Raw genomic sequence first — 26,643 nt, 5'->3', positions numbered from 1 at the left:
ACGGGGGATCATGTTGATCGCCAGGGCCTCGGTCGCCACCCCACCCGGGATTTCCGGGCTGCCGGACAGGTGAATGTCGGGGCTGCCGGAAATTTCGATCGAGTCGCCGGTTTTCACCCCCTCCAGTTCGGGGCGAACCTGCTGGGGGTGTAGCAAGGTGATCACCGGCCGCCGCCCGCGCCAGGCCCGCGCGGTATGGAAACAGCCGGCAACCTGGCCGGGCTCGACGCTGACGATCGGCGTTTCACGCCGCACTTTCGCCACGATGGGCTCGCGAGTTTCCTCGACGCGCTCGATCTCCCAATCCAGCGCCGCGGCAATCATGTGGATCGACTGAGCGAAGCCGAAATGCCCGGCCACCGATCCGTTTGCCACGCCTTCGCGGAAGGCCTGGGGCGTCAGACCGACGCCTTGGCTGGTCAGAACCGAGGACCCGTAGGGGGAAAGGTCATTGACCCGTTCAGCGGAAATCTTTTCGACATCGCGGCACACCCCGGTCAGCGTGATGATCAGCAGATCGAGCACGAAACCGGGATTGACGCCGGTCCCAACGACGGCGACACCATGTTTCAGGGCGAGACGGTGCATCTCGTCGGCAATTTCAGGCGACCCGCAGGCCGGATAGGCCATTTCCTCGGCGATCGAGACCACGGCAATGCCGTGTTCAACGAGCGTCAGGATCTCGTCCCGGCCGTCCGCCAGCGTCGAGCAGGTGGCCTGGATCGCCACATCCGGCCGTGCTCGAGCGATGGCCGCCTCGAGGTCGCTGTCCACTTCCAGGCCGAGATCGCGATCCAGCCCGATGGCCCGGCCAAGGTCGGCTCCCGCGCGCTCGGCCCGCCTGCCGAAGGCTCCGGCCAGGGCGAGGCCCGGTTTGTCGAGAGCCATGCGAGCGATTCCGGATCCCATTTGCCCGGTTCCCAGGATCAGCACCCGAACCGCTTCTTGCCCGCCGGTGAGTGAAGAAACCTCGACCTTTTCCGGCATATCCATTGCTGGTCTTCCTCGCTGAAAAATGACATCCCACGGATGGACAAGGGGAACTGGAAGGTGCCGCCCAGGCCCAGTTCGGAACCACCCGATTGCGGTCACCGTGGCGTGCGACGGCTATTTCGAGCAGGGCCAGCCCGACCCCGATGCCTTGTTATTTTCTACTCAGCCAAACCGGCACGCCAACCGCCGTCGCCCTCGTCGCGCAAGTGCCTCAACGGGGTTTGGCGAAGGTCGTATCGAACCCCGAAACAGAAGGTCCAAAACGGTGCTCTCGAAGGTCTTGGCCAAGTCGTGTTCTTGGCTGCCAACCTTCCTGCCGGTCTAGTTTCCAACAAATCTTCGGACACCGCCTGGAAAAAGGCAATGCGGCTAATTACCGCGGATAGGGTCTGTGGAAATGATGGACAAGGCTTGCCTCGCGCCCACACCGGCGGCGAAGGCTGGGGGCAGAGCCGAGCCTCAGCCCTCGGGACGTGAACCGGCGCAAGCACCATATGGGACAACGAGGTCCCTGCCCGGCCGCCCAAACCACCCCCACCGGCTAGCGCAAGATACAGTCCTTGATCCAGATGTCGTAGACCGGGTGTTCCAACGCCGAGAGCGCCGGGCTGGAGGCGAACATCCAGCCGGAAAAGACCTCGCTGACGGTCTCGTCGCGCTTCTCGTCGAGGATTTCGAGGAACGCCGTGGTCTCGGGAAACTCCTCGGGCGGGCGCTTGTTGCAGGTACGCACGGTGATGCGCAGCGTGCCGAAGGCGACGCGCTTGTCAAGCGGTGCCTCGATGGTGGAGATGCGCGCCGTCACCTTGTCGAGGCCCTGCAGGATGGCGGTGCGCCGGGCCTGGGCCGCCGCCGGCGAAGCGGCCAAAAGGACCAGCAGGGCGGCAATCAATCGCATGGCCGGGCTAGGCATCCAGCCGCGCGGCCAACCTGAGGCGCACGTAATCGGCGCTCCAGTTGCCCTCGGCATCACAGAGATGGGGGCGCACGGCGGCCGTCACTTCGTCGAGATATGCGGCCCGCCGGGCCGGCTCGAGGAGCGCCGTGAAGGGCTCGGAAAAAGTCTCCAGCCAGCCCGCCAGGCCGGCCGCCAACGGCGTCGGCCGGGGAATGAGAGCGATGCTTTCGACCTGAAAGCCGGCCCCGGCCAGCAGCGCGGTGTAATCGTCGGGGCTGGGGAAATACCAGGGATTGGCGGCCCGGGCGTCGAAACCGCGGCGCTCCAGCGCCACCATCAGGGCGGCCTCGATGCGGGCCACGTTGCCCACGCCGCCAAATTCGGCGACCAGCCGGCCGGCCGGCTTGAGGGCCCGGGCGATACCCGCCACCACGGCCTCGGGCGGCTTCATCCAGTGCAGCGCGGCATTGGAGAAGACGGCGTCGAATTCGCCTTCGAAGTCGAGCCGCGTGCCCTCGCCCAGCCGCGCCTCGAGACCGCGGGCGGAGGCCGCCGCGACCTGCGAGGCGCTGGCATCGAGGCCCAGCACGCTGGCCCCGCTGGCGGCGATCTTCGCCGTCAGGGCACCGTCGCCGCAGCCCAAATCGAGGATACGTTGGTCCGGCCGGGGCGCCAGCAACTCGAGCAACGGAGCCCCCAAATCGGAGACGAAACGGGCGTTGCGGGCGTAGGTCTCGGCGTTCCAGGTGGCGCGCGCTGGCGGCTCGGTCATGGGCGGCTGGGACGCTATTTTTTGTCGCCGGCGTTCTTGCCGTCGTCCGCCGGGCTGCCCGTGCCCCCGTTCCCGCCCTCGTCCTCGTTCTCGTCCCCGTCCTCGTCTTCTTCGACGGCGCTGAACATGAACTTGCCGATCAACTCTTCCAGGTTGACCGAGGGCTGGGTGAATTGGATCTCGTCGCCGGCTTCCAGCATGTCATCGGCGCCGCCGGGGGTGAGCGACAGGTACTTGCCGCCGAGCAGTCCCTCGGAGACCACGGCGGCCGATGAGTCCTCGGGCAGCCTGACCTGGGGATCGAGGCTGAGGCGGACGACGGCCAGGTATTCCTTGGTGTCGAGTTCCTGGCCCACCACGGCGCCCATGTCGGTGCTGTTATAGGCGAAGCCGAGAAACAGTGCCGCCACGGCCAATACCACCGCGCCGACCAGGGTCTCGACCAGATTGCCGGCCATGCCGGAGCTCCTTCCCCCCGGGGGCCTAGGCCGGCTGCCAGGGTTCGTAGTCGCCGCCGCTGGGTTGGCGGCGGGCGTTGGCGGCCAAGTTGCCGGGCGCCCGATAGGCCGCCGGCGTACCGCTCAGGTTGGCCTGGTGCGGCTGTTCCCAATCGGCGCCTGCAAGCTCGGCCGGGCTCGGCGGCTCGGCGATGGTGTGGTGGATCCAGGCATGCCAAAGGGCCGGGATCTTGCTCGCCTCGATGTCGCCGTTGAACAGCACCCAACGCCGCTCACCGCCCTTTTCGCGGAAATAGCGGTTGCCGAATTCGTCGCTGCCCACCGGCTCGCCTTTGCGCCAGGTGAAGAACCGGGTGCCGATGGTGTTTTCCAGCCACCAGGTCGGAATGCTTAGCCAACTCATCGCCTTGCCCCGCTGGGATGCCCTGAATCGCCGGACTATTGCACCCCCGGGGGCATTCGTCCAGCCCCCGGCCGAGAAAGCGCGGCGCCACCCGCCGATACCATATATTGTGGTGTTCACGGGCGGATCACATATATGTGTTGCCCTGGGGTGCGATTTCGCATATGTTGTGTCTTCAGCGCCTGGCACCCCAATATGAAGTGGGATGCCGCCAAGGCGGTCGGGTGGGGGCCCAAAAGGGGACCGGCGGGGAACCAAAGGTCCACAAACAGAAAAATCCCCACAACGGTCGCATGGGTTACGCGGGTGGTTACGCGGGTTCCAAAGGTTCGGGCCCGATCGCCGGCCAGCCGGCGGCCCCAAGATACGGCGCGGTTCAGGGAGGCGGTTCGCCGCGAGAATGCCGAGCACGGTCTAGACAGGGGGTCTTACATGCGAGTTTTGCGCCGTTTCACCCGGACGGACGAATCACCCTACGCCAGCGTAGCGTTCCGCACCACCACCAGCGAGATCAAGAACCCCGACGGCTCGGTGGTGTTCCGCCTCGAAGGCATCGAGGTGCCCGAGGCCTGGAGCCAAGTGGCGGCTGACGTCTTGGCGCAGAAATATTTTCGCCGGGCCGGTATCCCGGCGGCGTTGAAGCCGGTCGAGGAAGCCGACATTCCCTCCTGGCTGTGGCGCCACGAAGCCGATCAAGACAACCTTGAGAATCTGCCCGATGGAGAGCGCAGTCGCGGCGAAAAGGACGCCCGCGACGTCTTCGACCGCCTGGCCGGCACCTGGACCTATTGGGGCTGGCGGGGCGGTTATTTCGACAGCGAAGACGACGCCCGCGCCTATTTCGACGAACTCCGCTACATGCTGGCGACCCAGATGGGCGCACCGAACTCGCCGCAATGGTTCAACACGGGGCTTCACTGGGCCTACGGCATCGATGGCCCGGCGCAGGGGCATTTCTACGTGGACTACCAAAGCGGCGAGACCAAACCTTCGGCCTCGGCCTACGAGCATCCCCAGCCCCACGCCTGCTTCATCCAGTCGATCGCCGACGACCTCGTCAACGAGGGCGGTATCATGGATCTGTGGGTACGCGAGGCCCGGCTTTTCAAGTACGGCTCCGGCACCGGCACCAACTTCTCGGCGCTGCGGGCGTCCAACGAGCCGCTCTCGGGCGGCGGCAAATCGTCGGGCCTGATGTCGTTTCTCAAGGTCGGCGACCGCGCCGCCGGGGCCATCAAATCGGGCGGCACCACGCGCCGCGCCGCCAAGATGGTGGTGGTCGACATCGACCACCCCGACGTCGAGGAATTCATCGGCTGGAAGATGAACGAAGAGGCCAAGGTGGCGGCCCTGGTGACCGGCTCGCTGACCAACGAACGCCACCTCAAGGCCATCATGAAGGCCTGCAACGCGGTGGCCGGCGAGGGCCGCTTCAGCCCCTCCGACAACCCCGAACTCAAGAAGGCCATCGGCAGCGCGCGGCGCTCGCTGGTGCCCGGCGCCTCGATCCAGCGTGTCATCCAGTTCGCCCGCCAAGGCTACACCGACATCGAGATCGAAACCTTCGACAACGACTGGGACGGCGCCGGCTACCGCACGGTGGCGGGCCAGAACGCCAACAACACGGTGCGGCTGAGCAACGCCTTCCTCGAGGCGGTCGAGGCCGACGGGCCTTGGGATCTCACCTCGCGCACCGACGGCCGGGCCGTGAAGACCGTCTCGGCCCGGGCGCTATGGGACAGCGTGGCTCACGCCGCCTGGTGCTCGGCCGATCCCGGCGTGCAATTCCACACCACCATCAACGACTGGCACACCTGCCCCGAGGGCGGCGAGATCCGCGCCTCGAACCCCTGTTCCGAATACATGTTCCTCGACGACACGGCCTGTAACCTGGCGTCTTTGAATCTGCTCGCCTTCCGCCGCGCCGACGGCAGCTTCGACACCGACGGCTTCGAGCACGCCGCCCGGCTGTGGACGGTGGTGCTGGAGATCTCGGTGCTGATGGCGCAGTTCCCCAGCCGCCGCATCGCCGATCTCTCGTATCGCTACCGCACGCTGGGACTGGGGTTCGCCAATCTGGGAGGGCTCTTGATGGCCAGCGGCCTGCCCTACGACAGCGACGCCGGGCGCAGCCTGTGCGCCGCCATCTCGGCCCTGATGAGCGGCACCGCCTACGCCACCTCGGCCGAAATGGCGGAGGAGCTCGGCCCCTTCCCCGAGTACGAGGCCAACCGCCAGGCCATGTTGCGGGTGATGCGCAACCATGCCCGGGCAGCCGGCGCGCTGGACGGGGATTTCGAGGATCTGGCCGTGGCGCCGCGGGTCTTCGAGACCGAACTCTGCCCCGATCCCGAACTCGCCCGGGCGGCCCAGGAAAGCTGGCAACGCGTGGTGCGCCAGGGCGCCCGCCATGGTTTTCGCAACGCCCAGGCCAGTGTCGTCGCGCCGACCGGCACCATCGGCCTGGTGATGGACTGCGACACCACCGGCATCGAGCCCGATTTCGCCCTGGTCAAGTTCAAGAAGCTGGCCGGCGGCGGCTATTTCCGCATCATCAACCACGGCGTCGCGGTGGCTTTGGAGACGCTGGGATACGAGACCCAGGCGATCGAGCGCATCACGGCCTACGCCGTCGGCCATGGCACCTTGGTGGGCGCCCCCGGCGTCAACCACGAAAGTCTGACGGCGCGGGGTTTCACGGCCGCCAAGCTCGAGGTTCTGGAGCAGGCCCTCGAAGCCGCCTTCGACATCAAGTTCGCTTTCAACAAGTGGACGCTGGGCGAGGATTTCTGCACCTCCATCCTGGGACTCGAGGCCGAGGCCCTGGACGAGGTCTCGTTCGACATGCTGACGGCTCTGGGCTTCAGCGCCGGCGAGATCGAGGCCGCCAACCTCTATTGCGCCGGAGCCATGACGCTGGAAGGCGCGCCCGGCCTGAGGCCCGAGCACCTGCCGGTGTTCGACTGCGCCAGCCCCTGTGGCAAGAGCGGCCAGCGCTACCTCTCGACAGAGAGCCACATCCATATGATGGCGGCGGCCCAGCCCTTCATCTCCGGCGCCATCTCCAAGACCATCAACATGCCCAACGGCGCCACCATCGACGAGATCCAGCAGGCTTACAGGCTCTCTTGGCGGCTCGGCCTCAAGGCCAACGCCATCTACCGCGACGGCTCCAAGCTGAGCCAGCCGCTGGCCGCGGCGCTGATCGATTGGGAGGCCAGCGACGAGGAACTGGCGGACGAGCCGGCGGCGGCACTGATCAACGAACGCCCCCAGGTCATCGCCGAACGCCTCGTGCCGGTGTTGGAGCAGGCCACGCGGCGGCGCCTGCCGCACCGGCGCAAGGGCTATACCCAAAAGGCGGCGGTGGGCGGCCACAAGGTTTATCTGCGTACGGGGGAGTACGACGACGGCACGCTGGGCGAGATCTTCATCGACATGCACAAGGAAGGCGCCGCCTTCCGCAGCCTGATGAACAACTTCGCCATCGCCATCTCTATCGGCCTGCAGTACGGCGTGCCATTAGACGAATTCGTCGACGCCTTCACCTTCGTGCGTTTCGAGCCCTCGGGCATGGTCGAGGGCAACGACGCCATCAAGATGTCGACCTCGCTCTTGGACTACGTCTTCCGCGAGCTGGCGATTTCCTACCTGGGCCGCAACGACCTCAGCCACGTCGAGCCAGACGACCTGCGCCCCGACAGCCTGGGCGGCGGCAATGGCGAACACCTGGAGATCGAGACCGAAGGGCCCAGGCCGGCAGCCGCCAGTGGCTTCGCCAGCAACGGCTATGTGCGCAATAACCTCTATGTCTTCGAGGGCGGCGACGGGGTGGTCCAGGGCCAGGCCGGGGCGACCACGGCGCTGACCGGTGACGGCGGCCTTGGCCTGGCCGCCAGCACCGCCCCGGCGCTGGCCGTCAGCCCGGTCTCCGCCGGTGTGGCGGACGGCCAGGCAGCCAGCCAAAGCCAGGCCATCGCCAAGGCCCGGGTGCAAGGCTTTGAGGGCGACGCCTGCGGCGAATGCGGCAACTTCACGCTGGTGCGCAACGGCACCTGCATGAAATGCAACACCTGCGGCGGCACCAGCGGTTGCTCCTAATGACCCGGTGCCCTCGCCTGACAAAGGATTTGCTTGGGGTTCAGTACGCGTGGTGCGACGTTTGGTAACTGCTCATTGGTAAGTCCTCCCTGTGAACTTGGGGCGCGCCGTTCGGCACAGCCAGAACCGCGCGCCCCCTTTTTGCCCCCACGGGGGGCCTTTTGTTATTCTTGGCCTCCGAGACGAAAGTTGCAGGGGCTTTGTCATGCGCGCACTTCTGCTGGTCTTCGTCGTGGTCGTAGCCGCATCCGGACCGGCCGGGGCCCAGAGCTGGCTCAAGAAACTAAAAGACAACGTCGGCAGCACGATCGGCAGCGTTACCGGTAATCAGAGCGGCGGCGGCACGGCTTCGGCGCTGAGCACCGGCGACATCGTGGCCGGGCTGCGCGAGGCGCTGAAGGTGGGCAGCGGCCGGGTGGTGACGCAGCTCGCTGCCGCCGACGGCTACAACGCCGATCCCGCCATCCACATCCCGCTGCCGCCGGAGCTGACCAAAGTGCAGTCGATGCTCAAGCAATTCGGGCTCTCGGGCCTGGCCGACGACGTCGAGCTCAAGCTCAACCGCGCCGCCGAGGCTGCCGCGCCGGGCACCAGGGGGATCTTCTGGAAGGCCATCGAGGGTATGACGCTCGATGATGCCCGGGGCATCTACGAGGGTGCCGACGATGCCGCCACGCGCTATTTCGAACGCGCCGCGTCTGGCGATCTCATGGCCCTGATCAAGCCCATCGTCGACCGTACACTGGCCGAAGTCGGCGCCATCGCAGCCTACGACCGGCTGCTGGAGGACTACACCAAATTGCCGCTGGTGCCCGATGTCAAAACCCAGCTCTCCGACTATGCCACCCAAAAGGCGCTGGCGGGGCTCTTTCATTACCTGGCCCGCGAGGAAGCGGGAATCCGCCGCGACCCAGCCAAACGCACGACCGAGGTCCTAAGCCGCGTCTTCGGCGGATAGGTTGCAAATCTAGGGACACGTACCTTAATGCCTATTTGATAGGCATTAAGGTACGTGTCCCGACTTCTACAACTCCCGTTTGCAGCGTAGAATGCGGCCCAGATCGGCCTCGATTTCGGCGACGAAGGTTTCGCCACCCAGCGGCTGCCCCGAGCGACCATGGCGGCGCAAACGATCCGTCTCGTCCTTATCGCTCTCCGCCTCCAGGAACCGCCGCCACGAGGCACCACCCTCAATCAACGGACAGGCCGACACCAAGGGGTCGGATTGGCCCAGCAAGTGGTGCGCGGCACTGCTCCAGGGATAGCTCTCGGGGTTTTCCGTCAAGCCGGCCCGAAGCGGATTCAATTCGCCGTAGCGCATTGCATTGAAGGCATGGCGGCTATCCATGACGTGGGAGGCGAAGCGGCCCTGCCAGAGAAAGCCCTGCCAGCCTTCACGCCGATTGATACCCGCGGTGTAGCTGCGGTGGGCGTCGCCGAACGCACGCGCCAGGGCTTCCTCCGTGAACGGGACCGCCACCACGTGAACGTGGTTGGGCATCAGGCAATAGGTCCAGATCTCAACCTTCTGGCGACGGCAACTAGCCGCCAGGAACTGGCGATAGGCGCGATAGTCATCGGGGCAGAAGAAAGTCCGCTGGCGACGGTTGCCGCGCTGCAAAACGTGGTGGGGAAATCCCGGCACCACCACCCGGGCTGATCTCGGCATGTCGGCTGTTCCTGTCATATTCTCGTCTACAGGAGCCTATGGAAGGACTAGAGGCGTTTTCCCCCAGCCGCCGCAAAAAAATATGAGGAAAAAGCTGAAAAAGTCGAAAAAGTTGGGACACGTACCTTAACGCCCAAAAAATAGGCATTTAGGTACGTGTCCCTAATCTTGCTACTTTCGGTTGGCCAGAATTTCGCCGACCGCCGCCGTGGCCCGGGTCCAGCCGGCGCTGACGATAGCCAGATCGGCGCCCAACTCAAGCATGTCGATGCCGAGTGCCAGGTATTTCTCGATGTTGGCCCGCTCCGTGCCGACGCCCAGCGAGACGTACTTTCCTGCCTTGTGGGCCGCCGCAACGGTCTCCTTGATGGCCGCCTGGACGCGCTCGTCCTGGGCCTTGGGGGCGCCCAGGCCGAGCGACATGGAATAGTCGGCCGGCCCGAAGAGGGCGAAATCGATGCCGTCGACGGCCATGATGTCGTCGATCCGCGCCATGGCCTCGACGTTCTCGATCATGATGCCGACCAGGGGTTCGCGATCGCTCCAGGTGACCCACTCGGCGGCGTCTTCGGCACCCCAGCCGGCGGAGAAGCAGTAATTGCTGAAGCCGCGCTCGCCGCGCGGCGGGAACTTGGCTGCCCGCACCACCGCCTCGGCCTCGGCCACCGAGGAGATGTCCGGCACGATGATGCCGCCGGCCCCGATCTCCAGCGCCTTGCGCGCCAGGTAGGGGTTGTCACGATCGATGCGCACGATGGGCAGCACGCCACCCAGGTGGGCCGCCCGCACCAGGTGCTCGAGCATGCTGTCCTGGCGCCAGACGTGTTCCGTGTCGATGCGCAGGTAATCGAGCCCGGCAAAGCCGGCGGCATCGACGATGTAGGGGCTCCAGGAAAATACCGCGGTACCGGTGACGGGCTGGCCGTTCGCCAATTTCTCGCGGACTGCGTTGGGTTCTTGTGTTGGCATCGACTTTCTCCGTTGCGTCTGATTTCGGTTCAGCCGCCTCAGCCGGCTATGCTTTCCGCCCAGGGCTGAACGGCGTATTTCTCGACCGCTTGGGCGACGAAATCGAAGCCCAGGCCGGGCCGCTCGGGCAGCAGCACGCGGCCGCCCTCGAGCACGGCCTGGGGCTCGATTAGACGGCGGAAATTGACGATGCTGTCGTCTGTGAAAACCTCGACGAAGGTGGCGTTGGGGGTGCTGGCGGCCAGGTGCAGGTGCATTTCGTGGTAGGCGTGGGGAGCCACCGAGACGCCGTAGGCGGCGGCTAAAGCGGCGATGCGGCGGAACTCGGTGATGCCACCGCAACAGATGGCATCGGGCTGCACTATGCTGGCGGCTTCGCGCTCCAACAATTCCTTGAAACGCCAGCGCCCGGCTTCGATCTCGCCGGTCGCCACGGGCACGTGGGTGCTCTGCACCAGGCGGGCGTGGTTGTCGATGTCGTCGGGCGGGAACGGCTCCTCGATGAAATAAGGATCGTATTGCTCGTAGACCGCCATGTGACGCAGCGCCGTTTCAAGGTTGCGCCAGCCATTGGTGCAATCGAGCAGCAACAGCACCTCGTCGCCGATGGCCTGGCGCGCCGCCGCCAGGCGCTCACCTTCCTGCTGCGGACCGAGGCGCCCGACCTTGATCTTGACGGCATCGAAACCCTGCTCGACATAGCCTCGCAGCTCGTCCCCCAGCATCTCCGGCGTCTTGCCCTCGAGGTAGTAGCCACCGCTGGCGTAACCCCGCACCGAGTCCTGGGCGTAGGCGCCGAGGAACTTATAGAGCGGCAAGCCGCCGGCCCGGGCGTTGCGGTCCCAAAGCGCCATGTCGAGGGCGCTCAAGGCCCGCATGGTCGAGCCTACCCGGCCTTGCAGCAGCGCTTCCTGGTACATCTCCGCCCACAGGCCCTCGACCCGGTAAGGGTCCTCGCCCAGCAGCAGCGGTGCCAGCAACTCGCGCACGGCCTCGGTGACGATGCCGCCGCCGGCGCTGCCGCCGTAGGTGAAACCGATGCCGATGTGCCCGTCGTCGGCCTCGACCTCGACCAGGGCGAACTCGCGGGCCAGCACCTGGCGGGTGGAAAACGAGGTCGGCACCTCCAGCGGAATGCGGGTCAAACAGGATCGCACCGCGGTGATCTTGGTCATCCACATTCTCCCCAGCGTCGCGCTGAGCTAGATCATAGCCCGACGGGGGAAATGTCACGAGAGCAGGGATTTTGCAGGTGGTCGGAAAGTGCTCCGGCTCTGCAAAACAACGAAACCCCGCCAACCGGCGGGGTTTCCCGAAGCGCTTGAGGGCGCTTGCTGGTTACGAGCTGACGTTAATCGAGCCGATCGAGGTCTGATCGGTGACGTCGCCACCCGCGGCTCCGGCACCGGATCCGGCACTGGCGCCCGAATGGGAATGGGTGTCGGCATCGGCGCCCCAGGACCAGCCCTGGGAGGTTCCGGCACTGGCGCCCGAACTGGCACCGCTATAGGAACCTGCTGAAGCGTCGCCGCCGGACTTGCCGCCTTGATCAACACCAGCAGAGCTTTGATCACTCATGTCGTTCTCCTGCGCAGAATTGTCTGTCCAACCGTTGGTCGCGGCCCGATTTCGTTGCCGAGCCATACGTCACAAAGCCTAGTTCAGACTGCCCGTGCACAATGTGACGGTGGTCTCATTCTGACTGCAAAAGTTCGACAGCGCAAATGCCGTTGCCGACCGCCCCGAGCGCCAGCTCCCCCCGCTTCAGGCGTAGCGCGTCGGCCCCGAAAACCTCGCGCCGCCAGCCCGCCAGGGCCGCCACCGGGGCCTCGTCGTCGATGGCGATGCGTTCGAGATCGCTCGAGTTGGCCACCAGCTTCTGGGCCACACCGTGCTCCTCGCATTTCATCTTCAGCAACACTTTCAAAAGATCGACCAGTGGTCCGGCGCCGCGCGGCAACTGCGGCGGCCGTTCGCGCCTGGGCAGCTGGTCCTCGGACAGGGCCTTGCCGCGAGCCACGGCTTGCAGCAACTGCGCTCCCGCCGCCCCTTCGGCCAGACCGCGGGGAAAGGCCCGAATGCGCTTGAGCTCATTGGGGTCGGCCGGGGGATGGGCGGCAATTTCGAGCAGCGCTTCGTCACGCACCACCCGGTTGCGCGGAACATCGCGGCGCTGAGCCTCGCTCTCGCGCCAGCCGGCAGCCTCGCGCAGGATGCCCAACATGCGGGGATTGGTGCTGCGCGTCTTGATGCGCTGCCAGGCCGCCTCGGGTGGCATCTGGTAGATCAGGGGATCGGAAAGCAGCGCCATCTCGTCGTCGAGCCAATGGCTGCGGCCGGTCTCGGCGAGGCGCGCGGCAAGCTTTTCGTAAATCCCGCGCAAGTGTGTGACATCACCCAGCGCATAGCGGATCTGACGTTCGCTGAGCGGCCGCCGGGCCCAGTCGGTAAAGCGCGAGGCCTTGTCCACCTGCTTGCCCACCAGCTTCTTGACCAGCGTCTCGTAGGCCGCCGAATCGCCGAAGCCGCAGACCATGGCGGCCAACTGGGTGTCAAACAGCGGCGCCGGCACGCGGCCCGAGAGCTGGTAGAAGATCTCGATGTCCTGGCGCGCCGAGTGAAACACCTTGAGCACCCCGGGCGCCGCCATCAACTCCAGCAGCGGCCCCAGCTCGAGACCCTCGGCCAGGGCATCGATGGCCACGGCGTCTGCGGGTTCGGGTGCGGCCACCTGGACCAGGCAGAGCCGCGGCCAGAAGGTGCTTTCGCGAATGAACTCGGTGTCGACGGTGACAAAGGGCGCCTGGGCCAGCCGGCCACAGAGATCGGCCAACTCGGCGCTACTCGAAATAACACTCATGCAAGGGTTATACACGAAACCCCGGCGGCCCGTGCAAGCCCCCAGAGCGGCACCATACGGATCTTGACAACCCCCTTGATCCATGCGTTTTTCCGGCCCTGTCACAGAGCCTCCGATGGGATCGCCATGCACAGGTATCGCAGCCACACTTGCGGACAATTGCGCTCCGACGACGTGGGCACGGAAGCCCGGCTGTCAGGCTGGGTGCATCGCAAGCGCGACCACGGCAATCTTCTGTTCGTTGATCTGCGCGACCACTACGGCCTGACCCAGCTGGTGGCTGAGGTCGATAGCGCCCATTTCGCGCTCTTGGAGCGCATCCGCCCGGAAAGCGTGCTGACCGTGAGCGGCAATGTAGTGGCGCGCAGCGAGGAAACGGTCAATGACAAACTACCCACCGGCCGGGTCGAGCTGCACTTGAAGGAAATCGAGGTCCAGTCGGCGGCCGAGGAACTGCCGCTGCCGGTTTTCGGCGAGCAGGAATATCCCGAAGACGTGCGGCTGCGCCACCGGCCGCTGGATCTCCGCCGCGAGCGGTTACACCGGAACATCACGCTCAGGGCGGAGATCATCACCAGCATCCGCCGGCGCATGACGGCCCAGGGTTTCACCGAGTTCCAGACGCCCATCCTGACCGCCTCATCGCCCGAGGGGGCACGTGATTTTTTGGTACCGAGCCGCCTGCACCCGGGCAAGTTCTATGCCCTCCCTCAGGCGCCGCAGCAGTTCAAGCAGCTCTACATGATCGCCGGCTTCGACCGCTATTTCCAGATCGCGCCCTGCTTTCGCGACGAAGACGCCCGGGCCGACCGCTCGCCGGGCGAATTTTACCAGCTCGACGTGGAAATGAGCTTCGTCGAACAAGAGGACGTCTTTGCCGCCATCGAGCCCGTGATGCATGGCCTTTTCGAGGAATTCAGCGACTGGCCGGTGACGAACCTGCCCTTTCCCCGCATCCCCTATGCCGAAGCCATGCTGAAGTACGGCTCGGACAAGCCCGATCTGCGCAATCCCCTGGAGATTTGCGACGTCACCGAGGCCTTTCGCGGTTCCAATTTCGGCATCTTCGCCAAGGCCATCGACAAGGGTTCGGTGGTACGCGCGGTGCCGGCACCGGGCTCGGGCGAGCGACCGCGCAGCTTCTTCGACAAGACCAACGACTGGGCCCGCGCCGAGGGCTGGCCGGGGCTGGGCTACGTGATCTTCGAAAAGGGCGGCGGCGGCAAAGGCCCGATAGCCAAGAATTTGGGTGAGGAACGGGTAGCCGAGCTGCGCCGAATTTCCGGTCTGGGCGATGGCGATGCGCTGTTTTTCGCCTGCGACGCGCCGGCCAAGGCGGCCGAGCTGGCCGGCCTGGCGCGGCAGCGCGTGGGCCAGGAGCTCGAGCTCAACGAAAAGGAATCTTTCCGTTTCTGCTGGATCGTCGACTATCCCATGTACGAGTGGAGCGAGGCCGAACAAAAAATCGAGTTCAGCCACAACCCCTTCTCCATGCCCCAGGGTGGCATCGTGGCGCTGGGCAACGAGGACGCGCTCGAGGTCCTGGGCTTTCAGTACGACATCGTCTGCAACGGCGTCGAGCTTTCCTCGGGCGCCATCCGCAACCACGACCCCGAGACCATGATCAAGGCCTTCGAATTGGCCGGCTACGGCCGCGACGTGGTCGAGGCGGAGTTCGGCGGCATGCTGCGGGCGCTGCGCCTGGGCGCGCCGCCGCACGGCGGCATCGCGCCGGGCATCGACCGCATCGTCATGCTGCTGGCGGATGAGCCCAACATCCGCGAAGTGGTGGCCTTTCCCATGAACCAGCAGGCCGAAGACCTGCTGATGGGGGCGCCTGCGGAGGTCTCGGCGCGGCAGTTGCGGGATTTGCATATCCGGGTGGCCTTGCCACCGGAGAAGAAGGTGGAGGAGTAGCGCGCCGCTAAGCGCCGAATTCCTCTCGGCCGATGCTGAACCACAGCGCCGGCAGGCCTTCGAGTTCGAATTCCCTGATCAGGCCCATCCCCAGCTTGCCAAGCACGCGCTGGGAGGCGACGTTGCCCTGGTGGGGGACAGCGGCGATGCTGTCCAGGCCGATCCGGTTGAAGCCGAATTCCAAGGCCGCCCTTGCCGCCTCGGTGGCATAACCCCGCCCCCAGCGGCTGCGCTCGATGAGGTAAAGCACCTCGATATCGTCGATGCTCTCCCAATGGCGGATACCGCAACGTCCGACCAGCCGGCCATCGGCCTCCGCGAGCGCCCAAACGCCGTAGCCACGCTCCTGCCAGTGGCGCTCGAAATAGGCGATGTGCTGCAGCGCCAGCCGCTGGCCCTCCGCCGCCGTCTCGGCGACATAGGGAAAGAATTGCATGGTCTCCTGGTCGGCCAGCATGGCGCCGAGCGCAGCGGCATCGTCAGCCACAAAGCGCCGCAGCCGGAGCCGTTCAGTGGCGATCTCGGTCATCGATCCCCCTCCCCCACCACCGCCTCCAGCCCGCAAGCCTCGGCCAGAAGCCACGAGGCGGCGCTGGACGGTGTCGTTGAGCAGCGCCCGATCGCCCTCCGGCACCTGGAAGGCGAGCCCGGCGTCCCTTGATCTCGAGGCGGCTGGCGGCGACCCAGGCCGGGCAGGCCGCCGGAATAGGTCTGGGCCAGGCGTAGCGCCAGCCCGACGCGTTCTGCCCGGCGCGCCTCGTCATCGTCGACCAGGGCCCGGGCGGTGCCGGCGATGCGGTCGCCGGCGCCACCATATCGGGCGTTGACGGCCAGGGCCAGGAAGCCCCGGCCGGCGTGGTCGAGGCCGGTGAAGGGGGCATACAGAGTGCCCTCGACGGCGCGTCCGGCGCGGTAGTCGGGATGGCTCCGCCAGGCGATGTCGCTGAGCAGGCAGGCGGCCAGGCGGAGCCGCTTCTCGGCAACGCTCTCGCCTGCGAAGAGCGGCTCCATCCAGGCCGCCAGTTCATCTCCGAAAGCACCGCCCAGCGTGGCCTGGCGGCTGGTCCCGCGGCTGAAGGCGCGGCAGCCCGCGATCAGCGGGTCGCGGCCCTGGTGCTCGGGCGCGAGCTGCTGATGCAGCAGCCCCTCGCGCAGGCCCCAGGCCGAGAACAGCACCTTCCCGGGCGCCAGCCGCAGCAGCAACCGATTGAGCACCAGTGCCGCCGCCGGCAGCGCCGCCAGGCGGGCCCGGTTGATGCTGGGGATGCCGGCCAGCGAATCAGGGCCGAGACCAGCCATCATGGCACTGAAGCTCTCGGCCTCGGCCCGAAGCACGGCGTAATGGTGCACCACGCGCATCGCATAGCGGGTCTGGGCCATGTGGATACGGGCCAGCGCCCGCCAGGTGCCGCCGACGGCATGGAAATCGCCGCCCCGGCCGGCCAGCCAGGGCGCCTGGGCCAGCGCCGCGTCTATGGTTTGGGCCGAGCCAGCGGTCATTCTCAGCGGCCCCAACGGCAGGGTGATGCCCTCGCCGCCGCCCTCAGCGTTGAGGTCCACCAATTCCAAACTGCCGCCGCCAAGATCACCCATCACGCCGGTCGCGCCGGGAAAGGCGGCCCTGACCCCGGCCGCCGCGGCCTCGGCTTCCTGGCGGCCCGACAGCACCCTGACCTCGAGGCCGGTTCGCTCGGCCACCTCGGCCACGAAGGCCTCGCCGTCGGCGGCCTCGCGTACCGCCGCGGTGGCCACCACGATGGGCGCCTCGATGGCCATGCGGCGACAGAGCGTGGCGAAGCGGCCAATGGCAATGTGGGCCTGGGCCGCGGCCTCGGGCGCCAGCTCGCCGCCGGCGGCCAGATTGCGCCCCAGGCCGCAGAGCACGCGCTCGTTGAAGACCGGCAGCGGCGCCCGGGTGGCAGCTTCGAAGACCACCAGGCGCACCGAGTTGGAGCCGATGTCGATGACCGCCGCCCGCTGCCCGTCCGCCGCCACGTCGGTCTTGGCCGCCAGTGTCACGTCAGAGGTTATCGAGAACCAGGCGCGGGCTCGGCTGCTCTTCACTCAGTGCCGTGCCGCGGCCCGACAGGCTGGGGTTGGTCATGAAGTAGGAATGGGCGGAAAAAGCCCCCTCCCCGGCCGCGCAGCGGCTGTAGACGCCGTCGGGGCCCAAGGTCCAGGTGTTGGTCTCGTCCTTGAGATTGGCGATCATGACCTGTTCCAGCACCTGCTGCTGCACCGTGGGGTTCTCCAGCGGCGCCAGGATCTCCAGGCGGCCGTCGAAATTGCGCGGCATCCAGTCGGCTGACGAGATCAGCACCCGGGCCTGGGCCGAAGGCAGGCCGTGGCCGTTGCCGAAGCAGCAGATGCGCGAATGCTCGAGAAAGCGGCCGATGATCGAACGCACCCGGATGTTTTCGGAAAAGCCGGGGACGCCGGGCCGCAGGCAGCAGATGCCGCGCACCACCAGGTCGATGCTGACGCCGGCCTGGCTGGCCCGGTAGAGGGCGTCGATGACCTCGCCGTCGACCAGCGAGTTGAGCTTGGCCCAGATGGCCGCCGGACGGCCGGCCTGGGCGTGCGCCAGCTCGGCCTCGATCAGCCCGAGCAGCGTCTCGCGCAGGCTCTCGGGCGATATCACCAGCTTCTCCAGGTGGGCCGGAGGGGCATAGCCGGTCATGTAATTGAAGATGTGTACGGCATCGCGGGCGATGGCCGGGTCGCTGGTGAAGAACGAGAGATCGGTGTAGGTCTTGGCCGTCACCGGGTGGTAGTTGCCGGTGCCGACGTGGACGTAGGAGCGCAATCGGTTTTGTTCGCGGCGCACCACCAGCGACAGTTTGGCGTGGGTCTTGAGATCGACGAAGCCGTAGACCACTTGCACGCCCACGCGCTCCAGGTCGCGGGCCAACTTGATGTTGGCTTCCTCGTCGAAGCGCGCCTTGAGCTCGATCAGGGCGGTCACGCTCTTGCCCGATTCGGCGGCCGCGATCAGCGCCTTGACCACCGGCGAATCGTCGCTGGTGCGGTAGAGCGTCTGCTTGATGGCGACGACCTGGGGGTCCGCCGTAGCCTGGCGGATGAAGTGCAACACCACGTCGAAGCTTTCATAGGGGTGGTGGACGATGATGTCTTTCTCGCGGATGGCGGCAAAGCAGTCGCCGCCGAAGTCGCGGATGCGCTCAGGGTAGCGCGCGCTGTGGGAGGGAAATTTTAGATCGGGCCGGTCGTCGATGAGCAATTGGGCGGTGTCGGCCAGACCGAGGATGCCATCGACCACGGTGACCTCGTCTTCCGGCACGCCCAGTTCCTCGGCCACGAAAAGCCTGAGTTTGGCTGGCATGGCGGCATCGACCTTGAGGCGGATGACGGTGCCGCGGCGGCGGCGCTTGATGGCCGATTCGAAAAAGCGCACCAGGTCCTCGGCTTCCTCCTCGAGCTGGATATCGCTGTCACGCAGAATTCTGAGCAGCCCCTTGCCGCTGACCTGGTAGCCGGGAAACAGCCGGTCGAGGAACAGCTCGACCAGGTTTTCCAGCAGGAGAAAACGGATCTCCTCGCCCGGCAGGCGAATGAAGCGGTCGACCTGAGGGGGCAGCGGCAGCAGCGCCAGCATGGTGCGGCCGTCACTCTGGCGGCAGAGCTCCAGCACCAGGGCAAAACCCATGTTGGGGATGAAGGGAAAGGGGTGGGCCGGGTCGACGGCGATCGGCGTCAGCAGAGGAAAGATGCGTTCGAGGAAGATCTCCTCGATCCAGGCGCCGTCTTCGGAGCTCAGATCGGCAGGCGCGAGGACGCCGATGCCGGCCGCCGCCAACTCGCTCCTGAGGCGCTCCCAGGCCACCTGTTGGCTGGCCAGCAACCCCGCGGCGCGCCGGTTTATGGCCTCGAGCTGGCGCGCCGGGGTCAAACCGTCATGACTCAGTTGGCGTACCCCGGCGGCGATCTGGCCGCGGATACCGGCCACCCGCACGGTGTAGAATTCATCCAGGTTGACGGCCGAGATGGAGAGAAAACTGATGCGTTCAAGCAGCGGGTAGCCCTGGTTGTCGGCCTCCTCGAGCACGCGTTCGTTAAAGGCGAGCCAGGATAGTTCGCGATTGATGAAGCGCGCCTTGGAGTCGGCGAAATCGGCAGGAACCTCGAATCCGGGCTCCGGCGGGGCCGGAGAAGTCGCCTTGGCCACTCAAATTTCTCCTGTTGTTCCAATCAGTTACCGCCATATGTGGGATACTGCCGCCGGCCCCGAAAGTCAAGCTTGGCGGCCCCTCCAAGGCCGTGGCATGGTGGGGCGATGAAGCGGCTTTACCTGTTGCGCCACGCCAAGTCTGACCATGGCGGCCTGTGGGGCAATGATCGCGAACGGCCCTTGAACCAACGCGGCCGCCAGGCCACCGGCTTGATCGGCAGCTACCTGCGACGGCGTGATTTGCTGCCTGAGCTGGTGCTCTGCTCGACGGCGGTGCGGGCGCGCGAGACCTGGGAAGGCGTGGCGGTCGAGCTGGCCACGGCGCCGCCGGTCGAGCATCGCCAAGGGCTCTACCTGGCCAGCCCGGACGAGATCCTGGCGGAAATCGGCCGCTGCGACGATGCCGTCGGCTCGGTCATGGTGATCGCCCACAATCCCGGCCTGGCCAGCCTGGCCCTGGCCCTGGCCAACGGCTCGCCGCCACCGGCCAAACTGGCCAAATTCCCCACCTGCGGCCTGGCCGAATTCGAACTCGCGAGCCCCGGCTGGGAAGACCTGCAGCCGGGCCGGACGAAGCTCTGCAACTTCATCAGGCCCAAAGAACTCACGGAATAGAGACTATTTCGCCGGCGTCCAGATTTGGGTTTTGCCGAACAGCGGCAGGCCGACGTAGCCCCGCACCTTGAGCTTGCCGTCGTCCTGCAGCTCCATGTTGCACTTGTAGGTCTGGCCGTCCTCGGGATTGTAGATGCGTCCGTCGGTCCACTGGCGGCCGCTCTGACCCTCGGCGACGAAATCGCTGAGCAGCGCCAGGCCCAGGATCTTGCGGCCCTTCAGCGCCTCGTCCGGGTTCTCGCGGTCGACCTTTTCCTTGCCCTGATTGTCCAGCAGCTCCTTGAGCCAGACGATCTTGCCGCAAAGCTTGCCACTGCAATCGAAGATCTCGACCCGCGATTTGCCGCCTTCGGTGGTCCACAGGCCCAGCGCCGCGGCAGGCTCCGCGGCACGGGCGGACAGTCCCAGCAGGCAAATCAAAAGAGTCGCCGCGAGCGTTTTCAAAGGCTTCATTTCGCCCCCTTCCTGGTTTTCGCCATCACATGGTCGAGTTGAATTCACCGCCGTCGAGCATGAGATTCTGGCCGACGATGAAGCCGGCCTGGTCGGAGCAGAGAAAAGCGCAGGCCTCGCCGAATTCCTCGGCCGTGCCGACGCGTTTGCTGGGATTCTGCTGGCAGCGCTGCTCGTAGAGCTGGTCCGCCGTTTGGCCTGCGCGCTCCGCCATCTTGGCCAGGTTGCCGCGCAGCCGGTCGGTGTCGAAGGGTCCGGGCAGGATGTTGTTGACGGTGACGTTGTGGGCCGCCGTGTGGCGCGCCAGCCCGGCACAAAAGCCGGTCAGGCCGGCGCGGGCGCCGTTGGAGAGCCCGAGGATGGGGATCGGCGAGCGCACGGCGCCCGAGGTGACGTTGACGATGCGGCCCCAGCGCCGCTCGATCATGCCGTCGACGGTGGCCTTGATGAGCTCGATGGCGGCCAGCATGTTGGCGTCCAGCGCCTTGATCCAGTCCTCTCGGCTCCAGTCGCGGAAATCGCCGGGCGGCGGGCCGCCGTTGTTGTTGACCAGGATGTCGGGCTGGGGGCATTTGTCGAGCACCGCGGCGCGGCCCTCGGGCGTCGAGATGTCACCGGCTGCGGTATGCACCAAAGCCCCGGTGGCGGCGCGGATTTCCTCGGCCGTGGCTTCCAGCGTCTCCACCGTGCGGGCCGAGATGGTGAGCTCGACGCCCTCACGCGCCAGCGACAGCGCGCAGCCCTTGCCCAGACCCTTGCTGGCGGCACATACGATGGCCTTGCGACCGGCGATTCCCAGATCCATGATTTCTTTGTCTTTCTGCGCAAACTCAGGAAAACAACACTTCGCGGGCCAGCGGCACGGTAATTTCGCGGCCCTTGGCCAGGGCCCCCGCATCCAGCGCCGCCACGGCCCGGCGGGCGGCATCGGGCGACCGTTCGAGACGGCCGACCAGATAGTGGACGAGGTCCGTGGCGACGCGCAACTGACGGTCGGCGAAAAGCTTGACCAGCAGCGCCGCCAGCAGGGCGTCGTCGGGCGGCAGTACTGCCACCGCGGGCAGCGCGCGCAGGCGCGAGCGCAGATCGGCGAGCGCCAGCGGCCAGCGTGCCGGTGGGGTGCGGCCGGTCAGCAGCAGGCTGCCGCCGGCCTCGACGATGTTGTTGTAAAGGTGCAAGAGCGCCTCCTCCGGCCCCGCCCGGTCGGCGTCGTCCAACGCCAGAGCCGGCACCGCCGCCAACGCCAGCCCGCCGTTTGCCGCCGCCAAGGCCTCCGGGGTCAGCAACTTAGCGCCGGTAGCGGCCTGCCAGACGTGGACGAGGTGGCTCTTGCCCGAACCCGGCGGGCCATGGAGCGCCAGCGCCCGGCCCGGCCAGTCGGGCCAGCGATCGAGCCAGGACACGGCCTCGGCGTTGCTGGCGGCGAGTAAAAAATCCTCGGCCCCCAGCGCCGGTCGCTGGGCCAGGTCGAAAGCCAGTTGCGCCGTCATGCCTGGACGTCCGGGTCGCTGCCGCCCTGTGAGTGCGAATAAAGCGTGCTGGCGCGATATTGCTCGCTGCCGAAGCGCACCATGACGCCGATCGCCGCCGCCGACGGCACGGCGATCAGCACGCCGACGAAACCAAACAGCGTGCCGCCGGCCAGCAGTGCGAAAATCACCCACACCGGATGCAGCCCGACCCGGCCGCCGACCAGCTTGGGCGTGAGAAAACTGGCGTCCAGGGTTTGGCCGGCAATGAAGACGCCGATGATGATGCCCAGCGGCAAGGGCTGCTCGAAGCCGAATTGCAGAAGGCCCACCGCCAGCGCGGTAAGAAAGCCGACCGCCGCTCCGACATAGGGCACGAAAGCCAAGAGCCCGGTGCCCAGACCGATGACCAGGCCGAACTCCAGTCCGGCCAGCGACCAGCCGATGCCGTAGATGGTGCCCAGCGTCGCCGCCACGGTGGCCTGGCCGCGCACGAAGCCGGCCATGGCCTGGTCGATGAGGTCAAGCTGGCGGCGCACCGTTTCGGCGTGGTGGCGGGGCCAGATAGCATCGATGCGGGCGAGGATGTGGTCCCAGTCGCGCAACAGATAAAAGGTCACGATGGGGGTGATGAAGATCAATCCCAGCACGTTGAAGATGGCCAGGCCCCGGCTCCACAGCCCCCGCAAGGCACCGCCCAGGCCGCCCACCACGTTCTCGGCGAAGCCCAACGCCATCTCGCGCACGTCGCCCATGGTGCCCAGCTCGAAGCGGATCAAAAGGCGGTCGACCAGAGGGATGAGCAGCTCGCGAGCCCGGTCGATATAGGCCGGCAGGCGGCCCACGAAGCCCAGCACCTGATCCTGCAGCACGGGGAACAGCAAAACGAACAGCACGATGATAAAGAGAAAGAAGACCAGCGTGATCAACGCCGTGGCCAGGGTCCGCGGCAGCCCCCACCCCTCGAGCCTGTCGGCCGCCGGGTCGAGGAAGTAGGCCGCCGCCATGCCGGCCACGAAAGGCAGCAATATGGAGCGCACCAGGATCAGCAGCGTCAGCAGCACGAGCACGGTGGCGAGCCAGAACCAGACCTGGCGCTGCACCGTCATGCCCGCTCCTCGAGGCGTGAGATCCGCCGTCCCCACTGCACCAGATAAAGCGCTCCCGACACCGCCGTCGTGGCGCCCACCGCATAGACCAGCACGTTCGTCAGCGGGGCGACGCCGAGCCTGAAGGCGATGCCACCCAGCACCACGGCGGCCAGTACGATCTGAGCCGCCGTGTTGATCTTGCTGATCAACACCGGCCGCGGCCGGCAGCCTTCGAAAAAGGTATTGGTCAAGATCACGCCACCGACGATGAGGACATCGCGTGAGACTACCAGGATGACCAGCCAGATGGGCAAATATCCCATCTGCCCCAGCGTCACGAAGACAGCCACCAGCAGCGCCTTGTCGGCCAGCGGGTCGAGGTAGCGGCCAAGCTCGGTCTCCATGCCGAAGCGCTTGGCCAGCAAGCCGTCGACGGCGTCCGAGATGCCGGCCGCCACGAACACGGCGAAGGCCACAACGAAGTAACCCTGCAGGATCACCCACACCGTCAGCGGCACCGACAGCAGACGGCCCAGCGAAATGACGTTGGGCGGGCTCATTGGGCCGCCGGTCGCCGGGCGTCGCGCCGGCGCACCACCCAATAGCCGTTCTTGTCGCTCAACGAGAGGTCGCGCTGGGCCAGGGCCACGGCCAGGCGCTGGGGGCTGCCCAGGTAATGCAGCACCACTTGGGCCTGCTCGCTCGAGATCTCGGCCAGTTCGAGCTTGCGAATTTCGGCCATGCTGCCGAGCCGGTCGCGCACCACGATCCAGTCGGCCAAGCCGCCGAGCGGCACGCTGGCGGCAAGTCGGCCCTGGCTCTCGAATTGCAGACGCGTTGCCAGTTTCCAGTCTTCCTCCAGGCGCAGCGCAATGGCCGCCGCGGCATGGCCCAACAGGTCGTGAACGCCTTCGCCGCGGTTGCCGCGGAAGCTTTCCACCACGGTCGCCTCGCCGCCGGGTCCGCTGCGCCGCAGCGTTACCACGAGTTCCGGCACGCCGGCGGCGAGATCACGACTGAGCACGGCGTGTACCACCAGCACATCGGCCACGCCATAGCGCTTGGCTATGGCCTGCAGGTGTTCGGCGTTGCCGGCCAGAGCCTGCGGCGCGCCGATGGTGCCGACATCGGTGAGATCGCCGTCGGGTATCACCAGCGGCACGAAACCATCGCGCTCCTCCAGTCCCCCCCAGGCCACGCGCCAGGGATTGGGGTCGTCCCACAGATTGCGCGCCCCGGCCGCCTCATAGACCGGCAGAATCAAAACCGGCTTGCTCGCGGTTTCGGAAAACGGCAGCTCCTGCTGGCGCAGCAGCGCACGCACCTCGTCGGGTTTGAAGCGGATGGTGAGGCTGGCCAGATAGCGCGTCGAGCTGCGTTTCTCATCGGCGATCTCGAAACTGTCGATCAGCGCCGTCACGGTATCGTCGTCGAGCAGGGGATGGCGGCGGTAGCTGGACTGCGGCGTCAGGCGGCGCAGCAAACGGTAAAAGGCGTCGCGTTGCCCCGACATCAGAGCCTCTGCGCGGGCCGACGTGGCGGTTTCGGCGGTGGCGTCGACAGCCACCCCGGCGACGGTAAAGACATCGCTTGCCTGAGCCCCGGCAGGGCCCGGCAGAAGCGCCAGCCAGCCGGCCACGAGCAACAGGCAGCCGACTATCGCGCCGGTTTTGATATGCCCACGCAGCAGCATTGCAAACATTCCGTGATGAAGTATCTTCAGCGCAGCGGCGGTAGTTTATCTTAGCAGCGGGGACACCATCAACAAAGACCCACAAGCCGGCGGTCGGCGTTACCGCGACGCCGGCGTCGACATTGCGGCCGGCAACGCCTTGATCGAGCGCATCTCGGGTCTGGCCCGCAGTACGGCCCGACCCGGAGCGGATGCCGAACTGGGCGGCTTCGGCGGCTTTTTCGACGCCCGGGCGGCAGGTTACGAGGATCCCCTGTTGGTGGCGGCGAGCGATGGTGTCGGCACCAAGCTGTTGCTGGCCAAGGCCGCCGGCCAGCACGCCAACGTCGGCATCGATCTCGTCGCGATGTGCGTCAACGACCTCGTGGTGCAGGGTGCCGAGCCCTTGTTTTTCCTCGATTATTTCGCCACGGGCAAACTCGATGTCGAGGCCGCGGCGGAACTGGTGGCAGGCATCGCAAGCGGCTGCCGGGAAGCCGGATGTGCCCTCATCGGCGGCGAAACGGCCGAGTTGCCGGGGCTTTACCGGCCGGGTGATTACGACCTCGCCGGCTTCGCCGTGGGCGCCGTGGAGCGCGGCCGCGAGATCACCGGCGGCACCATCCAGGCCGGCGACGTGGTGCTCGGACTGCCGGCCTCGGGCCTCCATTCCAACGGTTTTTCGCTAGTACGCAAGATCGTTGACGAGGAGGGCCTGGATTTGGCGGCGCCGGCCCCCTTTGCCGCCGAGGGCGACCTCGGCACGACCCTGCTGACAGCCACCCGGATCTATGTACGCGACTGCCTGGCCCTGGCCCGGGCCGGCCTGGCCAAGGGCTTTGCCCACATCACCGGCGGCGGTCTTTTGGAGAACCTGCCGCGGGTTCTGCCGCCCGGCCTGGGCGCCGAGCTTGACGCCGGCCGCTGGCCGATGCCGCCAGTGTTCGCCTGGCTGGCGGCCGAGGGCGTGCCGGATGACGAAATGCTGCGCACCTTCAACTGCGGCCTCGGCATGCTGGCCATCGTCGCTGACACCGAGGCCGAGACGGCGGCCGAATTGTTGGGCGGCGCTCTGCCCGTAGGCCACATCGTCGAGACCGAGGGCGTGGCAATCGGCAACCTGAGCTGGACGTGAGGCAAGCGTGAAACTGGGTGTCTTGATTTCCGGGCGAGGCTCGAACCTGCAGGCCCTGATGGCGGCTTGCGCCCAGGACGATTATCCGGCCGAGATCGCCCTGGTGGTCTCCAACCAGCCCCAGGCCGCCGGCCTCGAACGGGCGCAGAGCGCCGGCCTGGCAACGGCGGCTTTCGATCACCGCGACTTCGCCGAGCGCCAGGACTTCGAAGCGGAGGTCGATGCCAGCCTGCGTGGCGCCGGCGTCGAGCTGGTCTGCCTGGCCGGCTTCATGCGCCTGTTGACAGCCGATTTCCTGGGCCGCTGGCCCGACCGCGTGATCAACATCCACCCTTCGCTGCTGCCGGCCTTTCCCGGCATCCACGTGCACCAGCAGGTGATCGCTTCGGGCGCCCGCTTTTCCGGCTGCACGGTGCATTTCGTGCGGCCCGAAGTGGACGCCGGCCCCATCATCATGCAGTCGCTGGTGCCGCTGCGCCCGGGCGACGACGCCGACGCCCTGGCCGCCCGGGTGCTGGCCACCGAACACCAGTGCTACCCCAAGGCGGTGAAGTGGATCGCCGAAGGCCGGGTGCGCATCAAGGGCAACACGGTCGAAGTCGAAGGGGCCGAGACGCCGCCCCTGGCCGCCCTCAATCCGGTTTAGATTCTTTTCGCTCGCGGCGATGGCCATTTTTTGTCATTCCCGTGAAAACGGGAACCCAGGTTTTGTATCATTTATTGCTGTCGTTCTGCGGCTGCAACCTTGAAAAACCCAACCAAACCCGGGTTCCCGCTTTCGAGCCTGTGAAGGAATCGGGCGGCCGTCTAAACATCAGAATAAACACCCCCTCCCTGACCCTCATATGGGGGTCTCGTTGTCAAGGTGGAACTCCTTTTGGTTTGGTTGTGATCGTCAGGCTTCGCACAGGATGGCCTCGTTTACGTTTTGAGCGGCATTGCCGCATCACCTCATATCCGGTCGGGCACTGTTCGCCCG

The 26,643-nt window shown here is 66.5% G+C and carries 26 protein-coding genes; 7 read left to right on the top strand and 19 right to left on the bottom strand.

What is annotated here, in order from left to right:
• From ord to QGG75_05550, 5 genes are all read right to left on the bottom strand, one after another.
• The coding region (gene ord, locus QGG75_05570) for a 2,4-diaminopentanoate dehydrogenase (GenBank protein MDP6066711.1) at nucleotides 1–993 on the bottom strand (993 nt) is incomplete at its 3' end.
• Between the two features lie 541 nt (nucleotides 994–1,534).
• Complete coding sequence (locus tag QGG75_05565) at nucleotides 1,535–1,891, bottom strand: DUF2155 domain-containing protein (protein MDP6066710.1); 357 nt, start codon at nucleotides 1,889–1,891, stop codon at nucleotides 1,535–1,537.
• A 7-nt stretch (nucleotides 1,892–1,898) separates the two neighbouring features.
• Nucleotides 1,899–2,663 carry a methyltransferase domain-containing protein gene (locus QGG75_05560; protein MDP6066709.1) on the bottom strand — a complete coding sequence of 255 codons (765 nt, stop codon included), beginning with the start codon at nucleotides 2,661–2,663 and terminating at the stop codon, nucleotides 1,899–1,901.
• A 14-nt stretch (nucleotides 2,664–2,677) separates the two neighbouring features.
• A complete protein-coding gene (locus tag QGG75_05555) occupies nucleotides 2,678–3,121 on the bottom strand; it encodes an MlaD family protein (GenBank protein MDP6066708.1) in 444 nt (147 codons plus the stop codon).
• Between the two features lie 25 nt (nucleotides 3,122–3,146).
• Nucleotides 3,147–3,524 carry an NADH:ubiquinone oxidoreductase subunit NDUFA12 gene (locus tag QGG75_05550; protein MDP6066707.1) on the bottom strand — a complete coding sequence of 126 codons (378 nt, stop codon included), beginning with the start codon at nucleotides 3,522–3,524 and terminating at the stop codon, nucleotides 3,147–3,149.
• 432 nt (nucleotides 3,525–3,956) lie between these two features.
• Between QGG75_05550 and QGG75_05545 the strand changes: the two genes are divergently transcribed.
• Nucleotides 3,957–7,625, top strand: a complete 3,669-nt coding sequence (locus QGG75_05545) for a vitamin B12-dependent ribonucleotide reductase (protein ID MDP6066706.1) — start codon at nucleotides 3,957–3,959, stop codon at nucleotides 7,623–7,625.
• A 205-nt stretch (nucleotides 7,626–7,830) separates the two neighbouring features.
• Nucleotides 7,831–8,583: a DUF4197 domain-containing protein gene (locus QGG75_05540; protein MDP6066705.1), complete on the top strand. Its 753-nt coding sequence runs from the start codon at nucleotides 7,831–7,833 to the stop codon at nucleotides 8,581–8,583.
• Between the two features lie 66 nt (nucleotides 8,584–8,649).
• Here the strand turns inward: QGG75_05540 and QGG75_05535 are convergent, their stop codons facing one another.
• The 5 genes from QGG75_05535 to rnd all read right to left on the bottom strand — a co-directional run bounded on the left by QGG75_05535 (nucleotide 8,650) and on the right by rnd (nucleotide 13,123).
• Nucleotides 8,650–9,294: a transposase gene (locus QGG75_05535; protein MDP6066704.1), complete on the bottom strand. Its 645-nt coding sequence runs from the start codon at nucleotides 9,292–9,294 to the stop codon at nucleotides 8,650–8,652.
• Nucleotides 9,295–9,465: 171 nt separating this feature from the next.
• The gene (locus QGG75_05530; GenBank protein ID MDP6066703.1) at nucleotides 9,466–10,263 is read right to left on the bottom strand and encodes an aldolase/citrate lyase family protein; all 798 of its coding nucleotides are present in this window, start codon (nucleotides 10,261–10,263) and stop codon (nucleotides 9,466–9,468) included.
• Nucleotides 10,264–10,301: 38 nt separating this feature from the next.
• Nucleotides 10,302–11,438: a mandelate racemase/muconate lactonizing enzyme family protein gene (locus QGG75_05525; GenBank protein MDP6066702.1), complete on the bottom strand. Its 1,137-nt coding sequence runs from the start codon at nucleotides 11,436–11,438 to the stop codon at nucleotides 10,302–10,304.
• Nucleotides 11,439–11,601: 163 nt separating this feature from the next.
• The gene (locus QGG75_05520) at nucleotides 11,602–11,841 is read right to left on the bottom strand and encodes a hypothetical protein (protein ID MDP6066701.1); all 240 of its coding nucleotides are present in this window, start codon (nucleotides 11,839–11,841) and stop codon (nucleotides 11,602–11,604) included.
• 115 nt (nucleotides 11,842–11,956) lie between these two features.
• Nucleotides 11,957–13,123 carry a ribonuclease D gene (gene rnd, locus QGG75_05515; GenBank protein MDP6066700.1) on the bottom strand — a complete coding sequence of 389 codons (1,167 nt, stop codon included), beginning with the start codon at nucleotides 13,121–13,123 and terminating at the stop codon, nucleotides 11,957–11,959.
• Between the two features lie 126 nt (nucleotides 13,124–13,249).
• Between rnd and aspS the strand changes: the two genes are divergently transcribed.
• Complete coding sequence (gene aspS / locus QGG75_05510) at nucleotides 13,250–15,040, top strand: aspartate--tRNA ligase (protein MDP6066699.1); 1,791 nt, start codon at nucleotides 13,250–13,252, stop codon at nucleotides 15,038–15,040.
• 7 nt (nucleotides 15,041–15,047) lie between these two features.
• Here the strand turns inward: aspS and QGG75_05505 are convergent, their stop codons facing one another.
• From QGG75_05505 to QGG75_05495, 3 genes are read right to left on the bottom strand one after another with little or no spacing between them, the layout of a single operon-like run.
• On the bottom strand, nucleotides 15,048–15,569 hold the full coding sequence (locus QGG75_05505) for a GNAT family N-acetyltransferase (GenBank protein ID MDP6066698.1): 522 nt from the start codon (nucleotides 15,567–15,569) through the stop codon (nucleotides 15,048–15,050).
• Nucleotides 15,566–17,104: a hypothetical protein gene (locus QGG75_05500; GenBank protein MDP6066697.1), complete on the bottom strand. Its 1,539-nt coding sequence runs from the start codon at nucleotides 17,102–17,104 to the stop codon at nucleotides 15,566–15,568. The genes QGG75_05505 and QGG75_05500 overlap by 4 nt, the downstream gene beginning before the upstream one ends.
• A complete protein-coding gene (locus QGG75_05495) occupies nucleotides 17,061–19,226 on the bottom strand; it encodes an RNA degradosome polyphosphate kinase (GenBank protein MDP6066696.1) in 2,166 nt (721 codons plus the stop codon). Before QGG75_05495 ends, QGG75_05500 begins: the two co-directional genes overlap by 44 nt.
• 108 nt (nucleotides 19,227–19,334) lie before the next feature.
• On the opposite strand from QGG75_05495, the gene QGG75_05490 reads away from it, so the two are divergent.
• Nucleotides 19,335–19,844 (top strand): histidine phosphatase family protein, encoded by a 510-nt coding sequence (locus tag QGG75_05490; GenBank protein MDP6066695.1) that lies wholly within the window; start codon nucleotides 19,335–19,337, stop codon nucleotides 19,842–19,844.
• 3 nt (nucleotides 19,845–19,847) lie between these two features.
• On the opposite strand, the gene QGG75_05485 is transcribed toward QGG75_05490, so the two are convergent.
• Genes QGG75_05485 through QGG75_05460 form a run of 6 tightly spaced genes read right to left on the bottom strand, consistent with a single transcriptional unit; the run spans nucleotide 19,848 to nucleotide 24,550 of the window.
• A complete protein-coding gene (locus QGG75_05485) occupies nucleotides 19,848–20,297 on the bottom strand; it encodes a DUF2147 domain-containing protein (protein ID MDP6066694.1) in 450 nt (149 codons plus the stop codon).
• A 25-nt stretch (nucleotides 20,298–20,322) separates the two neighbouring features.
• On the bottom strand, nucleotides 20,323–21,102 hold the full coding sequence (locus QGG75_05480) for an SDR family oxidoreductase (protein MDP6066693.1): 780 nt from the start codon (nucleotides 21,100–21,102) through the stop codon (nucleotides 20,323–20,325).
• 25 nt (nucleotides 21,103–21,127) lie between these two features.
• Nucleotides 21,128–21,787: a DnaA/Hda family protein gene (locus QGG75_05475; protein MDP6066692.1), complete on the bottom strand. Its 660-nt coding sequence runs from the start codon at nucleotides 21,785–21,787 to the stop codon at nucleotides 21,128–21,130.
• The gene (locus QGG75_05470; protein ID MDP6066691.1) at nucleotides 21,784–22,875 is read right to left on the bottom strand and encodes an AI-2E family transporter; all 1,092 of its coding nucleotides are present in this window, start codon (nucleotides 22,873–22,875) and stop codon (nucleotides 21,784–21,786) included. The genes QGG75_05475 and QGG75_05470 overlap by 4 nt, the downstream gene beginning before the upstream one ends.
• Entirely contained in the window at nucleotides 22,872–23,417 is a 546-nt protein-coding gene (locus tag QGG75_05465; protein MDP6066690.1) for a CDP-alcohol phosphatidyltransferase family protein, read from the bottom strand. Before QGG75_05465 ends, QGG75_05470 begins: the two co-directional genes overlap by 4 nt.
• A complete protein-coding gene (locus QGG75_05460; GenBank protein MDP6066689.1) occupies nucleotides 23,414–24,550 on the bottom strand; it encodes a DUF2066 domain-containing protein in 1,137 nt (378 codons plus the stop codon). Before QGG75_05460 ends, QGG75_05465 begins: the two co-directional genes overlap by 4 nt.
• 67 nt (nucleotides 24,551–24,617) lie before the next feature.
• Here QGG75_05460 and purM point away from each other — a divergent pair, with 67 nt between their 5' ends.
• The 3 genes from purM to QGG75_05445 form a co-directional block, all read left to right on the top strand.
• Nucleotides 24,618–25,664, top strand: coding sequence for a phosphoribosylformylglycinamidine cyclo-ligase (gene purM / locus QGG75_05455; GenBank protein ID MDP6066688.1), 1,047 nt, complete (start codon nucleotides 24,618–24,620; stop codon nucleotides 25,662–25,664).
• Nucleotides 25,665–25,671: 7 nt separating this feature from the next.
• On the top strand, nucleotides 25,672–26,310 hold the full coding sequence (gene purN / locus QGG75_05450; GenBank protein ID MDP6066687.1) for a phosphoribosylglycinamide formyltransferase: 639 nt from the start codon (nucleotides 25,672–25,674) through the stop codon (nucleotides 26,308–26,310).
• A gap of 41 nt (nucleotides 26,311–26,351) precedes the next feature.
• A partial coding sequence (locus QGG75_05445; protein MDP6066686.1) for a hypothetical protein occupies nucleotides 26,352–26,643 on the top strand: 292 nt, incomplete at its 3' end.

Source organism: Alphaproteobacteria bacterium (assembly GCA_030740435.1).
GTDB lineage: Bacteria > Pseudomonadota > Alphaproteobacteria > UBA2966 > UBA2966.
The sequence above is the reverse complement of the archived record's forward strand: the minus strand, read 5'-3'. Positions and strand labels throughout refer to the sequence as shown.

Coding starts and splice junctions, on each gene's coding strand:
- QGG75_05565 (MDP6066710.1), bottom strand. CDS start 1,891: ATGCGATTGATTGCCGCCCTGCTGGTCCTTTTGGCCGCTTCGCCGGCG.
- QGG75_05560 (MDP6066709.1), bottom strand. CDS start 2,663: ATGACCGAGCCGCCAGCGCGCGCCACCTGGAACGCCGAGACCTACGCC.
- QGG75_05555 (MDP6066708.1), bottom strand. CDS start 3,121: ATGGCCGGCAATCTGGTCGAGACCCTGGTCGGCGCGGTGGTATTGGCC.
- QGG75_05550 (MDP6066707.1), bottom strand. CDS start 3,524: ATGAGTTGGCTAAGCATTCCGACCTGGTGGCTGGAAAACACCATCGGC.
- QGG75_05545 (MDP6066706.1), top strand. CDS start 3,957: ATGCGAGTTTTGCGCCGTTTCACCCGGACGGACGAATCACCCTACGCC.
- QGG75_05540 (MDP6066705.1), top strand. CDS start 7,831: ATGCGCGCACTTCTGCTGGTCTTCGTCGTGGTCGTAGCCGCATCCGGA.
- QGG75_05535 (MDP6066704.1), bottom strand. CDS start 9,294: ATGCCGAGATCAGCCCGGGTGGTGGTGCCGGGATTTCCCCACCACGTT.
- QGG75_05530 (MDP6066703.1), bottom strand. CDS start 10,263: ATGCCAACACAAGAACCCAACGCAGTCCGCGAGAAATTGGCGAACGGC.
- QGG75_05525 (MDP6066702.1), bottom strand. CDS start 11,438: ATGACCAAGATCACCGCGGTGCGATCCTGTTTGACCCGCATTCCGCTG.
- QGG75_05520 (MDP6066701.1), bottom strand. CDS start 11,841: ATGAGTGATCAAAGCTCTGCTGGTGTTGATCAAGGCGGCAAGTCCGGC.
- rnd (MDP6066700.1), bottom strand. CDS start 13,123: ATGAGTGTTATTTCGAGTAGCGCCGAGTTGGCCGATCTCTGTGGCCGG.
- aspS (MDP6066699.1), top strand. CDS start 13,250: ATGCACAGGTATCGCAGCCACACTTGCGGACAATTGCGCTCCGACGAC.
- QGG75_05505 (MDP6066698.1), bottom strand. CDS start 15,569: ATGACCGAGATCGCCACTGAACGGCTCCGGCTGCGGCGCTTTGTGGCT.
- QGG75_05490 (MDP6066695.1), top strand. CDS start 19,335: ATGAAGCGGCTTTACCTGTTGCGCCACGCCAAGTCTGACCATGGCGGC.
- QGG75_05485 (MDP6066694.1), bottom strand. CDS start 20,297: ATGAAGCCTTTGAAAACGCTCGCGGCGACTCTTTTGATTTGCCTGCTG.
- QGG75_05480 (MDP6066693.1), bottom strand. CDS start 21,102: ATGGATCTGGGAATCGCCGGTCGCAAGGCCATCGTATGTGCCGCCAGC.
- QGG75_05475 (MDP6066692.1), bottom strand. CDS start 21,787: ATGACGGCGCAACTGGCTTTCGACCTGGCCCAGCGACCGGCGCTGGGG.
- QGG75_05470 (MDP6066691.1), bottom strand. CDS start 22,875: ATGACGGTGCAGCGCCAGGTCTGGTTCTGGCTCGCCACCGTGCTCGTG.
- QGG75_05465 (MDP6066690.1), bottom strand. CDS start 23,417: ATGAGCCCGCCCAACGTCATTTCGCTGGGCCGTCTGCTGTCGGTGCCG.
- QGG75_05460 (MDP6066689.1), bottom strand. CDS start 24,550: ATGCTGCTGCGTGGGCATATCAAAACCGGCGCGATAGTCGGCTGCCTG.